We start from the raw sequence: 14677 nt of genomic DNA, 5'->3' as shown, positions 1-14677 counted from the left end.
CAGATAGAAAAAAGGCATCCAGTTGGATGCCTTTTGTTTTTAGTCGAGATGAATATCGAGCTTAAGCCAATTATGCTTGCAGCTGGTGGATACTCTCTTCGATGGTCAATTTCACTTCTGGGTAGAGCAAGGCAAAAAGCAGTTTGGCAAATTGCTGTGTCTTCTCAAGATCACAGTTACCATCACAGTCTAAGTATTGTTGCTCTTTCAGCGTATTGAACATTGCAGCAAATACACCTTTGTCGAAGAACTCTGGCGCGTTGATGCCGTGTAGACGTCCCAAACGCTGCGCAATATCTTGGCTCTTTTGCTCAAGGTCAGATTTACCCAGCTCTTGGTCTGCCACAAGTAGGTTCATTGCGATAGAGTAACGTTGCAGTGTTTCGGTGATAGTACGACCTAATAGAACCAATGATTGGTTGTTTGACTGGTTAATTTCCAGCTTGTCGCCATCTTGGCAAATCATCTTCTGCTCAATGAACTCGTTCAAGATCTTCACGACCAACTCGTTCAATTCCTCTTCCTTATAGCTTAAGAACAGCTCTTTTTTCAGGAATGGGTAGATTTGAGCGACGTTGGCTTGAATCTTCTCTACAGTCACGTTGCGCTGACGAATAATCATCTGAGCAATCAGTGAAGGGAGAGCAAACAAGTGAATGATGTTGTTGCGGTAGTAAGTCATCAGAATCGACTGGCTACGATCCAGTGAAATGATGTCACCCATAGTGTCAGTTTCAATCACAAACTTATCAAGTGAGATTGCGTGATCTACCAACTCTTCAGCCGTTTCTGTTGGAACCGTTGAAGTGCTTGAGTATGGGTTGTTCTTAAGTAGCTTCAGGTAGCATTCGATCTGATTAATCAGAGAGTCACGAGATAATGCACGCTGACGAGACGCCAATAGTGCGGTCGCACATAGAGTCAGAGCGTTGGTCGCAGCTGCATCGTTAATGTGCGTCATCATCTTGTTCGCCAGACCATTCACCACAGGGTTCATCCATTGTGGTTTGCTGCCGCCCATATGGTCGATGTCTTTGGTCCACTCTGGCGCGTGTTCATTCAGGTATTGGTTTAGCTGAATCGGCTCACCGAAGTTCACGTAACCAAGGCCAAAGTTGCGCAGCTTACGTAGAGTACGCAGAACAAGACCCGCGTTCTCTTTCTCTTTGCGAGAACCGCGAAGCTCTTTGGCGTAAGTACCCACTTCCATTACGTGCTCGTAACCGATGTAAACAGGCACTAGTGTTACTGGACGGTTTAGACCGCGTAGCATGGCTTGAATCGTCATTGCCAACATACCGGTTTTTGCTTGAAGTAGACGACCAGTACGTGAACGACCACCTTCGCTGAAGTACTCAACCGAGTAACCTTTAGCAAACAGCTCTGATAGGTACTCACGGAAAATCGTGGAGTACAGCTTGTTGCCTTTAAAGCTACGACGAATAAAGAACGCACCACCACGACGGAAGATTGGACCCGCCGGGAAGAAGTTCAGGTTAATACCCGCAGCAATGTGCGGTGGCACCATACCTTCATGGTATAGAACGTAAGAAAGCAGTAGGTAATCCATGTGACTGCGGTGGCATGGCACGTACACGATCTCATGACCATCTTGCGCTAAGCGACGAACGGTCGAAGCGTTGTTGATGTGCAGACCTTGGTACAGCTTGGTCCACAGCCAGCCAAGAATACGATCGCCGTTCTTCACTAAGCCATACGAGAAGTCCGCTGCAATCTCGTCCATGATGTCATGGGCTTCTTTGCGTGCTTTCTCGATAGAAATGCTTTTACTTTGCGCTTCGTCTTCAATCGCTTTTTCAATCGCTGGCGATTTCATCAAGCGTGCAAACAGCACTTGGCGTTGAGGCAGGTTTGGACCTGATGCCGCGAGCTTCTGACGAGAGAAGTGGATACGTGCAACGCGCGCTAGCTTGTGTGCAATAGCGCTGTCGGTACCGTGAGAATCTGCCATGTAACGCAGTGAAACCACTGGGCTAAAGCGCACCAAGCAGTCACGACCTGCTGCCATTACCGCTTTTGCTTTTTGCGGACCATTCATTGGTTGCAGGTACGGCTTGTGGTTTTCTTCTTTACCTGGCTTACGACCCCAAAGCACGGTTGCTGGGATCATTTGCACGTCTAGCTCACTGTCGAGTTTGTGCAGTTCAAGTAATTCAGTAAATAGAGAAACAGACTCACTCGGTACGTCGTTATCATTGCTCATCACGGTCGGACGAGAGGCAATAAACACGTAACGAGTCAGTTTTTTGCCATTGATTTCTAGCGGGTTAAGCGGGTCTGGTAGACCAAGGCTCAAAGCTTGTTTTTGTAGTGTCAGCAAATCCACGTTCGAACGGAACGGTAAGGCGTACACAATCGGTTTCGCTAGGTCGATGTTGAGATCGTCAATCGGATTCGATGGAATTGTGGTGCCCTTTACCATTACCGATAAAGGTAGTTTTAGTAATGAACGTGAAAATGATTGTCCAGAAGACATAAAGTTCACAGCCTCAATAGGTATTCAAACAAGCCTAACCTTATTTCTGCGTCCGCTTTCCCATCTTCTATAGGAAAGGAAATAGATACGGCAATAGAAATAAGCCTAGGCGATAAATTTTAAGCGCAGCAAGGATACCAGAAACTGGTCAAACCTTTTAATTTTATTGAGCGGAAATTAGTCTAACCCCTGGGTTGTTGCTTTCATTAGACGAATTGGTTGTTTCGTGTTTAAAACGCATGTTCGCTTAAGATTTGTGGGTAGGATCTGAAACTGGCGCAAATAAATTAAAAAACAACCAATTGGGTTTTCATTTGTCCATTTACTGGATATACTCACAGTTAACTGTATAAAAAGACAGGTGACATATGAAGCCGTTAACGCCACGCCAACAACAAGTCTTCGATTTGATTAAAAGCAAAATCGAAGACACCGGAATGCCACCAACTCGTGCAGAGATTGCGCGTGAGCTTGGCTTCCGCTCTGCGAATGCCGCAGAAGAACACCTAAAAGCGCTTGCTCGTAAACAAGCGATTGAAATTATTCCAGGCGCATCTCGCGGGATTCGAATCCTACTTGAAGATGCGGCAAACGACGATCAAGGTCTGCCTTTGATTGGTCAAGTTGCTGCTGGTGAGCCGATTCTGGCTCAAGAGCATGTGGAGTCTCACTACCAAGTGGATCCTGCGATGTTCAAGCCAAAAGCAGATTTCTTACTTCGCGTAAACGGCGAAAGTATGAAAGACATCGGTATTATGGACGGCGACTTGCTGGCTGTGCACAAAACTCAAGATGTGCGCGACGGTCAAGTTGTGGTTGCACGTGTTGATGATGATGTGACGGTGAAGCGTTTAGAGCGTAAAGGTTCTACAGTTCTACTGCATGCAGAGAATGAAGAGTTTTCACCGATCCAAGTTGACCTAACATCGCAACACCTGACGATTGAAGGTCTGGCGGTTGGCATCATCCGTAACACTGACTGGATGTAGGTTTCTTACCTCAAGAATTCTAGTAAAGCCCAGCGTTCTGCTGGGCTTTGTGTTTTCTGCACTTTCTATTCCCACTTTTATTTTCTTCAAAGCATATTTCTTTTCTTCCGAGCATAGTTACGCTCGCACTGATTCAGAGCGTTTGGCTGTCGCGTTAAAACTTGCAAGTGATATTGAGATTTATTATCATCTAGTTCCATTTAACCATTTTCTTTTCGGCGCAAGGAAATGCCCATGTCCAAGCCTCAACATCACGTACCCAATCATCTGTTGAAACCGTTGTTTTTGCGTAGCCGCGAAAGCATGGTCGACAATGGTTTGGTGTACGATCCAATCGCCGCAAAAGCGTGTTTGAGCTGCAAGATGGCACCAGATTGTATCAGTGGTGATGTCGATCAGAAGCAACTATTGCACGTGACTTTAACTCAGTTGTGCGATCAGCAGGTTAGTCACTTTCTTCAACAACACTCAGACGCTTGGATCATCAATGTTGGTGCAGGTTTAGATACGCGCTTCTACCGTTTGGACAATGGTCGTTGTCACTGGATTGAACTGGATGTCACTGAGAATCTAGTTTGGCGTCAGCGATTGTTCCACAAAAATGAACGTTACGAGCATCGTTGCGGCAGCGTAGAAGACATGAGTTGGTTAGATGAACTACGCATTCCCGAAAAAGCACCAGTATTGATTCTGTGTGAGATGGCTTTACTCGATTGTGATGAATCACGCGTCGCAACCTTTATCCAAACTCTGGGGCGCCATTTTGTTTCGGCAGAAGTGTGCATGGTATTAGCGGGTGATCTAACCGAAAGTAAATGGGGTCAGAAGCTCGGCTCAGATACGTATGCACATGGTTTTGAAGCACCAGCACAACAAGTACTGCATTGGTTACCATGGGCACAATGGGTGAAAGCTTTCTCGCCATTCGACCGATTCTGCTCACGCTGGAAAGTATGGCAACGTTGGCTAAATAAGATCCCAATGTTGAAGCATCGCCTCACGCCAGTCCTCGTTCACATCAAGTGGTAATTGGATAGGCTCGAGGGTCTGTTTACCTTTTGCGGTTAAATTTTGTTCGAGATAAAAGCGTTTTAATCGTGACGATAGGTTAGCCGCCTAGTCACTCTAAGCAATGACCTATCAACAAAGAGTAAAGCGCTTTTAGCCGAACCCTTGGGCAGCTTTGTGGCTCTCTTGTACTGAGTTACTGTATTTCAAACTTTTCTCTTTTTTGATTGAATAGTAAGAACCCACAAACAGCTGCAAAAATAAGCTCTAAAGGTCAACAGACCCTTAGTACTCAGGTACACTCGCTGATCTAAACAACGAGGTGCCTGTGACAAACTCTATCTTTTCTCCTTTATCGAATCCTCAAGTGCATCGCCAAGTGTTAGCGCTCGCTATCCCTATGGTACTTTCGAATATTACTGTTCCACTCTTGGGCTTGGTTGACGCTGCGGTGATCGGTCACCTTGAACACGCTTGGTATCTAGGCGGTGTTGCGCTTGGTAGCACCATGATCAGTGTGACATTCTGGTTGCTTGGTTTCTTACGTATGTCGACCACTGGATTAGCGGCGCAATCCTATGGTGGTGAAGACCGAAAGCAACTCGCCTTGGTGTTTATGCAAGGCTCACTCATGGCATTGCTGTTTGCGTTAGTCTTCCTTATTGCCCATAACCCGATCGCGGATCTGATATTTGGTTGGAGTGATGCCAGTGCAGAAGTGAAGCACTACGGCATGCAATATTTCTCTATTCGTGTATGGAGTGCCCCCGCAGCGCTGATGAACTTTGTGCTGTTGGGCTGGCTGCTCGGAACGCAAAACTCCAAAGCCCCAATGTGGATGGTGATCATCACCAACGTAACCAATATTGCGCTCGATTTACTGTTTGTGATTGGTTTGGGCTGGAAAGTAGAAGGGGCAGCGCTAGCGTCGGTGATTGCTGATTACTCAGGCATGGCGTTTGGCTTGATGTGCGTATGGAAAACATGGCGTGCACGCCAATTGCCATCCCCTAAGATTCTGCTAACTGATACTCAACATGGGTTAGGTCGGTTCGTAAAACTCAATCGCGACATCTTCTTACGCTCGCTGTGTTTACAAGCTACGTTTAGCTTTATGACTTTCCAAGGCGCGAGCTTTGGTGATGATGTGGTTGCGGCCAATGCAGTATTGATGAGTTTCTTGATGATGATTTCCTATGGCATGGACGGTTTCGCTTATGCCATGGAAGCCATGGTAGGCAAAGCGATTGGTGCCAAAGACCGAGCGCAGCTCAGTGCTTCGTTGATTGGTACTTTCTTTTGGAGCCTGATCATCTGTGTAGGTTTGACTGTAGTATTTGGTTTGGCGGGATCGCACTTGATCGCCATGATCACTTCGATTGAAGCGGTGCAGCAGCAAGCGTCGGTGTATCTGCCTTGGTTGGTGGTCATGCCATTAGCATCGATGTGGTGTTTCCTGTTTGATGGCATATTTGTTGGTGCCACTAAAGGTAGAGACATGCGAAACAGTATGTTCGTAGCGACTTGCTTTTTCTTTGCGATTTTCTTTTTGTTCTCTGGCTGGCAAAACCATGCGCTGTGGTTTGCGATGACCAGTTTCATGGCAATGCGAGGGATTGGACTCGGCGCTATCTTCTTCTATCAATGGCGCAAGGGAAGCTTTCTTGCCTAGTTACACATAAAAAAACAGCAGGTCGACACCTGCTGTTTTTGCTTTTGGATCATGGCAGCCCAATTGAATTAGAATAATCGGTTCAACCCGTTCAGTGCCGCTACGCGATACGCTTCTGCCATCGTTGGGTAGTTAAAGGTGGTATTGACGAAGTATTCAATCGTATTGGCTTCACCTTTTTGTTCCATGATGGCCTGACCGATGTGGATGATTTCCGCGGCGCGCTCACCAAAGCAGTGAATACCAAGAATCTCTTTGGTTTCGCGATGGAAGAGGATTTTCAAGCTGCCGATGTCTTTACCTGCAATCTGTGCACGAGCGAGATGCTTGAACGAAGAGCGTCCCACTTCGTAAGGCACTTTCGCAGCAGTCAGCTCTTGCTCGGTTTTACCTACTGAGCTGATTTCTGGAATGGTGTAGATACCCGTTGGGATATCATCAATCAGATTGCCGTCAGCTTGTCCTTTAGTGATGGCTTGTGCCACGAAACGACCTTGGTCATACGCTGCACTCGCTAGGCTAGGGTAGCCAATCACATCGCCGACCGCATAGATGTGTTCCACTTCTGTACGGTAGTTACCATCTACTTTGAGTTGTCCACGTGAATCACCTTCAAGTCCAACCGCAGGTAAGTTGAGTTTGTCTGTGTTACCCGTTCTACCGTTGGCATACAGTAGGCAGTCGGCTTTCATCTTCTTGCCAGATTGAAGATGCACGATAACACCATCTTCTGTGCCTTCGATTTTCTCAAACGTTTCATCGTTACGAATTACCACGCCACTGTTCCAGAAGTGGTAAGACAATGCATCTGAGACTTCGTTATCTAAGAAAGAGAGCAGGCGGTCGCGAGTGTTAATCAAGTCGGTCTTCACGCCTAGGCCACGGAAAATAGATGCGTATTCACAACCAATCACGCCCGCACCGTAAATGATGATGTGGCGAGGGTCGTGTTTCAGGCTCAAGATAGAGTCACTGTCGTAGATGCGTTCATGCAAGAAGTCGACATCATTTGGTTGATATGGACGAGATCCCGTGGCGATAACAAACTTATCCGCTGAGTACACTTCTTCCGTCCCATCACTTTGCATCACTGCGATGGAGTATTTGTCAATGAAGCGTGCAGTACCAAACAAAAGCGTGCAGGAGTTACGATCATAAAAGCCCTGACGAAGTCGAGTTTGCTTATCAATGACCGATTTCGCATGACCTAAAATGTCAGAAAATGTTGCATGAAGGCTGGTGTTATTACGACAGAATAGAGGATTGCTATTGAATTCGATGATACGGCTAACCGCGTGACGCAATGCTTTGGATGGTATGGTTCCCCAGTGCGTACAACCGCCACCAACACTGCTTTCCTTCTCTACGATAGCGACGTTCAGTCCGGCTTTGGTCAATCCCATTGCCGCCCCTTCACCGCCCGGGCCACTACCAATTACGATCACGTCATAGTGATTAGCATGCGCCATGATGTCTTCCTTGTTATATTTGTTTAACATTGCTGTAGCGGGATTTTAACTCATTTACTCTATTGGGAACATGTCATGCCTGCTAGAGAGTGGAAGTGATCACGCAGAATCGCCCAAAAGAACTAATTGGCATGCTGCATGTCTACTATTTGAAGCGAGAATATTGCAATTGGATGCATGGCAATAGTAACGTGCTCGCCGCTTATCGGTAGATAACGTCGCTTTATACGTGGGGGCGATATGCGTTATATTGAAGCTCTCGTACCCAATAGAAAAAGAGCAAGTTAAAGAATGAAATCGATGGGAATCCGCGCGCAGCAAAAAGAAAAAACACGTCGATCGTTGATCGATGCGGCATTTAATCAACTTAGTGCGGATCGCAGCTTTTCCAATCTCAGCTTGCGTGAGGTTGCCCGAGAGGCAGGGATTGCACCAACTTCTTTTTACCGTCACTTCAAAGATATGGATGAGCTGGGCTTAACCATGGTGGATGAAGGCGGTTTATTGTTACGCCAACTGATGCGCCAAGCGCGTCAGCGTATTGTTAAAGAAGGCAGTGTGATTCGAACTTCAGTTGAAACCTTCATGGAATTCATTGAAAGTAGTCCTAACGTTTTCCGCTTATTGTTGCGTGAGCGCTCTGGCACTTCTTCTGAATTTCGTACTGCCGTCGCTCGAGAAATTCAGCATTTTGCGGCAGAATTAACTGAGTACTTAATGAGCACGGGCATGACCAAAGAAGAGGCGTTTACTCAAGCTGAGGCGTCGGTCACTTTGGTGTTTAGCTCCGGTGCAGAAGCTTTAGATTTAGATCGACGTGAGCGCGATGAACTCGCCGAGCGATTGATCATGCAATTGCGAATGATAGCCAAAGGGGCCTATTGGTATCGCAAAGAACGTGAACGTAACCGATTAAAAGGCGGAATAGAATAATGTCGAATGGAAATAAATCTGAAAAGAAAACGCTGATTTTGGCACTGGTTGCAGGTATGTGTGGTGATGCTTTGTTGTCATGGTTGACCATGAGCGAAGTGTCTTTTTCCATCTTCCCTCTGATTGCACTCGTGCTAGCTGTACAGGCGCTTTACCAAGAATATCTTAACAACCCAGTATCAGAAGATATCCCACTTGTTGGTCTGGCGTGTTTCTTCGTGGGTGCATTTGGTCACTCTGCGTTTATCAAAGCGCAATACCCAGAAGCAGGCTCTAACTTCTTCGCGATTCTGGTTTCAATGATTCTCCTAGCGTGGATCGGTAAGAAACTGGGTTTCATGGAAAAGAAGACCACCGCTGAATAAGCAAAACGAATCCAACAAAAAAGCGAGCCATTGAGCTCGCTTTTTTTATGCCTTAGGCTGGTGGATTACGCTTTACGTTCTTACGCTTTACGTTCCAACAGTACACCCGCTTCCATGTGGTGTGTGTAAGGGAACTGGTCAAACAGAGCAAAACGCGTCACATTGTGGGTTTGACATAGAATGTCCAAGTTCTCTTTCAGAGTATCTGGGTTACAAGAGATGTACATGATGCGCTCGTAACCTTGCACCATTTTACAAGTGTCGACATCCATACCAGAGCGTGGTGGATCGACAAAAATCGTATTGCAGTTGTAGCTCTTCAGATCCACGCCTGCATCTTGTAGACGACGGAATTCACGCTTACCTTCGATTGCTTGAGTAAACTCTTCTGCTGATAGACGTAGGATTTGTACGTTATCAATCTCGTTCGCTGCAATGTTGTATTGCGCAGAAACCACAGATGGCTTCGCTAGTTCTGTTGCAAGTACGCGATCGAAGTTTTGAGCCAACGCCAGAGAGAAGTTACCGTTACCACAGTAAAGTTCTAGTAGGTCACCCGTACTTTCTTGAGTACAGTCAACCGCCCATTCCAACATCTTCTCTGCGACTTTGCCGTTTGGCTGAGTAAAGCTGTTTTCAACTTGTTGGTAGATGTAGCTCTGGCCATTTACGTCTAGCTTCTCGATCACGTAGTCGCGGTCTAAGACAATCTTCATCTTACGAGCACGACCAATGATGTTTAGGTTGAAGCCTTCATCATTCAAACGCTGCTTAAGGGCTTTCGCGTTTTCAATCCACTCTTCATCAAGTTGGCGATGGTAAAGCAGTGAAACCAGAATCTCGCCGCTGAGCGTTGATAGGAAGTCCACTTGGAAAAGTTTACGACGTAGCGATTCGTTGTCTTTCATCGCTTCAACCAATAGTGGCATCAGGTCGTTGATCAGACGGCTTGCTGCTGGGAATTGGTCAACGCGGTATTTCTCACGAGTTTCTTGGTTGAACATGATGTAGTAAAGGTCTTCACCTTCATGCCAAACACGGAACTCAGCACGCATGCGGTAGTGCTGCTCTGGTGATTCAAACACTTCCAGTTCTGGCACGTTGTATGGCGCGAACATATCGTTCAGACGTTCGACTTTTTCAGCCAGTTGTTCTTGGTAGCGTTGTGGGTTTACATCAAGAGTAGCCATGATCTTACCTTTTATGGTGCATTCAATTTAAGAGCGCAGATTTTATTCAATCTCAATAGGATGTCCAGTTTTGTACCCTAATTGATTTAAAGATAGTGTGTTCTGTGTCAGTTGATACACCAATGAACCAAATCGTTACAATTGTCAGGGGTAATATTGGCTGGACAAATAATCAATAGCTTAATAGTATTTGCCCCAAGCTGGTGCTATCTAGCAATCTAGATGGCTGAAATGGGAATCTGGTGGAAATCCAGAACTGACGCGCAGCGGTAAAGGAGAACGAACGCTCAACAAGACACTGCATTAGTTTATGTGGGAAGTCGAGCAAGTAGGTGATGTAATCTCGCTCTTAAGTCCGAATACCTGCCAGCAACTGAGCCACAGCACTGGACTGCTCAATATGAGTAGGGCTCGGTAGGAATTACGCGATTTAGGACAATACAATGAGAAAAACATTTCTTGCGATCACGTGTGCATCGCTGCTTTCACCTACCTTTTATTTACAGGCTCAAGAAGCCTCGGCAGACGAAACGGTTGTCGTTACTGCAAACCGATTCCAGCAAATTGATGGTGCGGTTCTCGCACAAACCGTTACGGTAACTAAAGAAGATATTGAGCGTTTGCAAGCAAACAGCCTGTTTGATGTGTTCCTTACACTACCGAGTGTTGAAGTTGCCCAGTACGGTGGACGTGGTCAATCCGCCTCTATTTATGTGCGAGGGGGTAGTCCATCCCAAGTTCTTGTTTTAGTCGATGGGGTTCGTATGTCTCGTGCGATTATGGGCGGCGTCGATTTTAATCAGTTTCCAATCAACTCTATAGAGCGTATCGACTACATTCGTGGTGCGCGTGCTTCTATTTATGGCTCAGAAGCGATTTCTGGTGTAATCAACATTATTACTCGTGCGAACATTGATAGTGATGCCAGTCATGTGACCGCAGGTTATGGTTCGGACAATCATAAGAAAGGGACGTTTTTTGTCTCTAAGCCGGTAGGTGACGGTAAACACTTTAAAGGTGTTCTAGGCTACGAGAAAACCGATGGTTTCAATGTGAAACCGTTGCCGGGTGTAAATGATGGCGATGAGCACGGCTTTGAAACGCTCAACCTAAAACTAGGCTACCAACAAAACTTTTCTGACAACTTGTCTGGTTACGTTGGGGTGAGTGCTTACAACAATGAGTACGATTACGACAACAGTAGCTATGGTAATCCTGCATGGGGCACGGTTGATAAGCACGAGAAGAAAACCGGTGAAGTAGAGTATGTCGGCGCCGATCTGTCGTTGGAATACAACAAAGACGTTTACTCATCTGAATTGAAACTGGCTTACGGCCAGCAAGACAACTACGACCATAAATCAGGTCAAAGCAAATCAACCGGCGATCACGTTGCTATTGAGCAGTTCAATGCGATTTGGTTGAACTCGTATAGCGTAAACGAAGAGTTGAGCGTTGGTGGTGGTTTGGACTACCGCACAGAAAAGCTCTCTAAGGGCTACATTGCACCAAGTGATTGGGGACCTTCCCAGAGTTACGATCCAGAAAAGAACCCAAGAACCAACTTTGGTATAAGCGCCATTGCTCAATACGCTTATGACGTATGGACGTTAGAAGCAAGTGTACGTAATGACGACAACACCCAGTTTGGTAACAACACCACGTGGCAAACTGCTGCGGGTTGGAGTTTTTACGAAGGTTATGAGTTAACCCTGAGCCATGGTACTGCTTTCCGTGCGCCGAGCTTTGTTGATTTGTATTACCCAGGCTACGAAATGCCAAACCTAAAACCAGAAGAATCAGAAAATACCGAGCTGTCGCTATCTGGTGCTGTATCGATTGTTGATTGGACGGTAACGGGTTACTACAACGAAATTGAGAACATGTTGATTTGGGAAGGAGCTGGCATGCAAAATGTTGGTGAAGCCGAGATCAAGGGTGTCGAACTAGAAGTGAAACTCGATACAGATATCGTATCTCATGAGTTTTACCTAGATTATAAAGACCCTGTTGATAAGTCTGGTGCAGAAGATACCCAACTCGCTTACCGCTCTAAGCGTGGTGCTAAGTGGAACGCTTACGCGACGTTTGACCAATGGACGTTGGGCTCGCAGTATCTTTACCAAGGTGAACGTTTTAATGGCAGCACAAGGTTGCCGAGCTACAGCCTATGGAACTTTACGGCTTCTTACGCCGTAAACCAAAACTGGGATATCAACGCGAAACTAAGTAACGCTTTTGATAAAGATTACGAGATGTACGTGGGCTACGCGACACCAGGGCGCCAGTACTTTGTCTCTGCTGACTACCGCTTCTAATCAAATCTAATAAGACCGCCACATCGGCGGTCTTTCTTATTGTGCATAAAGAAGCTGGTGGAAATAGGTAACGAGGAAAGTTAATGACAAAAGCAAAACGTGTCGTAGTCAGCTGGTCGAGTGGTAAAGACTCTACGCTAACGTTGGAGCGACTCAACGAGAATCCCCTTTATCAGGTGGTTGGCTTGTACATCACCTAAGTGCCTTTCCAAGCGACGCCATTAGAGGTTGTGCAAATGCAGGCAGACTTACTTGGTCTTCCTCTCATTACTATTGAGCTGCCAGAAGTGTTCCCGAGTAACGATATTTATCAATCGACTATCGTTAATGCATTACAAAACAGTGGACTGAATGTAGAAGCGGTCGCGTTTGGCGATATGTTTTGCAATGGTATCGAGGCATACCGCCGCAGTTACATTGAACCAGCAGGCTGGGAGTGCGTCTTTCCGCTATTAGGAGAAAGCAGTCGCGAGCTTGCCGAAGAGATTATTGAGCAAGGTATCACAACGCTGGTGGTTACAACGGATGGAACGCTGCTGGATTCAAGTTATTGCGGTCAGTGGTATACGCAAGAGTTTATCGACAGCCTACCTTCAGCGGTTGACCCCTGTGGAGAGTATGGCGAATTCCATACATTGGTGACATCAACTCCTTCATTCCAAGGACATATAGAATTGACTATGCTTGAAGTGGAAATAGGGGAGCGATTCAGTCATCAAAGATACCAAGCCAAAGCATTGCCAAAACAAATCTAACCAGTATGATCGCCGAGTCTCTAATTTGCAGGTAAGACTCGTGCGAGCATCAAGTAAGAAAAAAGTCCTAGTGTTTGATTCCGGTGTCGGAGGGTTATCGGTCTTCCAAGAAATCCACCGACTTCTGCCACATATGGATTACTTGTATCTGTTCGATAACGAAGCCTATCCGTATGGTGAGCTCGATCAAGATGTGTTGATTACTCGCGTTAATAAGCTGGTGGCAGCGTTGGTCGAAGAGCATCAAGCTGACATCGTGGTCATCGCTTGCAATACCGCAAGTACCACAGTGCTGCCTTCACTGCGTGCTAATCTATCTATCCCAGTTGTTGGTGTAGTTCCTGCGATAAAGCCGGCATCACTACTTGCCTCTCAAGGCGTTGGTTTAATTGCTACGCCAGCGACAGTGACTCGTCAATATACCCATGAACTGATTCGCGACTTTGCTCAAGGTAAACCTGTCGAGTTATTAGGCTCGACTCGACTAGTGGATATGGCAGAAGAAAAGCTGCGTGGTGAAAGTATTTCTCTTTCAGAGCTGGAAAGCATTCTTCTCCCACTGCGTAATAAAGTAGATGTCGCAGTACTGGGCTGTACCCACTTCCCTCTAATCAAAGAAGAAATACATCAAGCATTGGGTGGTGAAGTAACGTTAGTTGATTCGGGTGAAGCCATTGCGCGTCGTGTGAAAGCATTATTGCTTAATGAGATGAAGCAAGAGAGTAGAGAAGAGGGGAGTAAGAAGATTTATGCCAGTGCACCTCCTTGGCAAGAAGATGCACTGAATACCTGTTTGGCGAACTTAGGCTTTAATCCTGTTCAGGTTTACCGCCTTCCGGGTGTTTAGGGTCGTTTGCAATACGCACTTTAAGCGTACGCTCCATATATTCCTTCTCATTAAGTTTAGCGATAGCAGGTTTTGCATCTGCCGCTGCCATCACTACGAAACCAAACCCTCTTCTTTTACCTGTACGCTTATCTTTCATTAAGCGTACCGCGTAAACCTGTCCGTACACAGCAAACAAATCACGAACGTGACTCTCATTAGCCTTATAAGGAAGGTTGCCGACATACAGCGTTTTAGTTGAAGGATCGGAATCCGAAGATTGAAGAACAGGTGTTTTGCTCGAAAGTGAAAAAAGAAAAGCAGTAGCGATAACACCGATAACAAAGCTCAAGGCAGGTGGCACAGGTAACTGAGAGAAGATGATTCCCCCAGTGACCGCCAACCCAGCACACAAAGTCAGATTTTTTTTAGACGTCATTTTGATTACTACATATAGATGATAAAGAGATTGTCTGCCTATTAATAAAATAGACACATGGATCTTACGTATATGGTTGGTGTTTTTCCAACCAATTGCTGTGATATGTCTCAAATGTGACGAAGAAATATGCAGATATAACGCATTTGATGGATTAGTGACCGCTTGGTAAGTTTTTTTCAAAAAAAGGGTTGCGCTCATTTCTGGATTCCCTAT

11 protein-coding genes, 1 pseudogene and 1 riboswitch are annotated in these 14677 nt (G+C 46.0%); of the genes and pseudogenes, 8 read left to right on the top strand and 4 right to left on the bottom strand.

Annotated features, from left to right (window positions below):
• Positions 1-70: 70 nt before the first annotated feature.
• The gene (gene plsB, locus A8140_RS15430) at positions 71-2497 is read right to left on the bottom strand and encodes a glycerol-3-phosphate 1-O-acyltransferase PlsB (RefSeq protein WP_005535669.1); all 2427 of its coding nucleotides are present in this window, start codon (positions 2495-2497) and stop codon (positions 71-73) included.
• 368 nt (positions 2498-2865) lie between these two features.
• On the opposite strand from plsB, the gene lexA reads away from it, so the two are divergent.
• The 3 genes from lexA (at position 2866) to dinF (ending at position 6166) form a co-directional block, all read left to right on the top strand.
• Entirely contained in the window at positions 2866-3486 is a 621-nt protein-coding gene (lexA, locus tag A8140_RS15420) for a transcriptional repressor LexA (RefSeq protein ID WP_005438488.1), read from the top strand.
• 234 nt (positions 3487-3720) lie between these two features.
• Complete coding sequence (locus A8140_RS15415) at positions 3721-4515, top strand: class I SAM-dependent methyltransferase (RefSeq protein WP_005535671.1); 795 nt, start codon at positions 3721-3723, stop codon at positions 4513-4515.
• 307 nt (positions 4516-4822) lie between these two features.
• Positions 4823-6166: an MATE family efflux transporter DinF gene (gene dinF / locus A8140_RS15410; RefSeq protein ID WP_038863383.1), complete on the top strand. Its 1344-nt coding sequence runs from the start codon at positions 4823-4825 to the stop codon at positions 6164-6166.
• Positions 6167-6234: 68 nt separating this feature from the next.
• Here dinF and sthA read toward each other — a convergent pair whose 3' ends face one another.
• Positions 6235-7665, bottom strand: coding sequence for a Si-specific NAD(P)(+) transhydrogenase (gene sthA, locus A8140_RS15405; RefSeq protein ID WP_080619556.1), 1431 nt, complete (start codon positions 7663-7665; stop codon positions 6235-6237).
• A 261-nt stretch (positions 7666-7926) separates the two neighbouring features.
• Between sthA and fabR the strand changes: the two genes are divergently transcribed.
• Positions 7927-8568, top strand: coding sequence for an HTH-type transcriptional repressor FabR (gene fabR / locus A8140_RS15400; protein WP_005430912.1), 642 nt, complete (start codon positions 7927-7929; stop codon positions 8566-8568).
• Positions 8568-8933, top strand: a complete 366-nt coding sequence (locus A8140_RS15395) for a YijD family membrane protein (protein WP_005430908.1) — start codon at positions 8568-8570, stop codon at positions 8931-8933. The genes fabR and A8140_RS15395 overlap by 1 nt, the downstream gene beginning before the upstream one ends.
• Positions 8934-9013: 80 nt before the next feature.
• Here A8140_RS15395 and trmA read toward each other — a convergent pair whose 3' ends face one another.
• Positions 9014-10123 carry a tRNA (uridine(54)-C5)-methyltransferase TrmA gene (gene trmA, locus A8140_RS15390; protein WP_005536731.1) on the bottom strand — a complete coding sequence of 370 codons (1110 nt, stop codon included), beginning with the start codon at positions 10121-10123 and terminating at the stop codon, positions 9014-9016.
• Between the two features lie 184 nt (positions 10124-10307).
• Positions 10308-10508, top strand: a riboswitch (cobalamin riboswitch).
• A 58-nt stretch (positions 10509-10566) separates the two neighbouring features.
• On the opposite strand from trmA, the gene A8140_RS15385 reads away from it, so the two are divergent.
• From A8140_RS15385 to murI, 3 genes and pseudogenes are all read left to right on the top strand, one after another.
• Positions 10567-12441, top strand: coding sequence for a TonB-dependent receptor domain-containing protein (locus A8140_RS15385; RefSeq protein WP_005536729.1), 1875 nt, complete (start codon positions 10567-10569; stop codon positions 12439-12441).
• 83 nt (positions 12442-12524) lie between these two features.
• Positions 12525-13196: pseudogene (locus tag A8140_RS15380) on the top strand (Dph6-related ATP pyrophosphatase).
• A gap of 40 nt (positions 13197-13236) precedes the next feature.
• The gene (gene murI / locus A8140_RS15375) at positions 13237-14043 is read left to right on the top strand and encodes a glutamate racemase (RefSeq protein ID WP_005536727.1); all 807 of its coding nucleotides are present in this window, start codon (positions 13237-13239) and stop codon (positions 14041-14043) included.
• On the opposite strand, the gene A8140_RS15370 is transcribed toward murI, so the two are convergent.
• A complete protein-coding gene (locus A8140_RS15370) occupies positions 14006-14461 on the bottom strand; it encodes an RNA-binding protein (protein ID WP_033000719.1) in 456 nt (151 codons plus the stop codon). The two genes, murI and A8140_RS15370, sit on opposite strands and share 38 nt — an antisense overlap.
• Between the last annotated feature and the right edge of the window lie 216 nt (positions 14462-14677).

Origin of the sequence: Vibrio campbellii CAIM 519 = NBRC 15631 = ATCC 25920 (genome assembly GCF_002163755.1) — a bacterium.
Lineage (GTDB): Bacteria > Pseudomonadota > Gammaproteobacteria > Enterobacterales > Vibrionaceae > Vibrio > Vibrio campbellii.
Note: the sequence above shows the minus strand (reverse complement) of the source record. Positions and strands in the feature narration are given on the sequence as shown.

Bases quoted from the DNA above. Each gene is read 5' to 3' on its own strand.
- plsB (WP_005535669.1), bottom strand. From the start codon at position 2,497: ATGTCTTCTGGACAATCATTTTCACGTTCATTACTAAAACTACCTTTA.
- lexA (WP_005438488.1), top strand. From the start codon at position 2,866: ATGAAGCCGTTAACGCCACGCCAACAACAAGTCTTCGATTTGATTAAA.
- A8140_RS15415 (WP_005535671.1), top strand. From the start codon at position 3,721: ATGTCCAAGCCTCAACATCACGTACCCAATCATCTGTTGAAACCGTTG.
- sthA (WP_080619556.1), bottom strand. From the start codon at position 7,665: ATGTTAAACAAATATAACAAGGAAGACATCATGGCGCATGCTAATCAC.
- fabR (WP_005430912.1), top strand. From the start codon at position 7,927: ATGAAATCGATGGGAATCCGCGCGCAGCAAAAAGAAAAAACACGTCGA.
- A8140_RS15395 (WP_005430908.1), top strand. From the start codon at position 8,568: ATGTCGAATGGAAATAAATCTGAAAAGAAAACGCTGATTTTGGCACTG.
- trmA (WP_005536731.1), bottom strand. From the start codon at position 10,123: ATGGCTACTCTTGATGTAAACCCACAACGCTACCAAGAACAACTGGCT.
- A8140_RS15385 (WP_005536729.1), top strand. From the start codon at position 10,567: ATGAGAAAAACATTTCTTGCGATCACGTGTGCATCGCTGCTTTCACCT.
- A8140_RS15370 (WP_033000719.1), bottom strand. From the start codon at position 14,461: ATGACGTCTAAAAAAAATCTGACTTTGTGTGCTGGGTTGGCGGTCACT.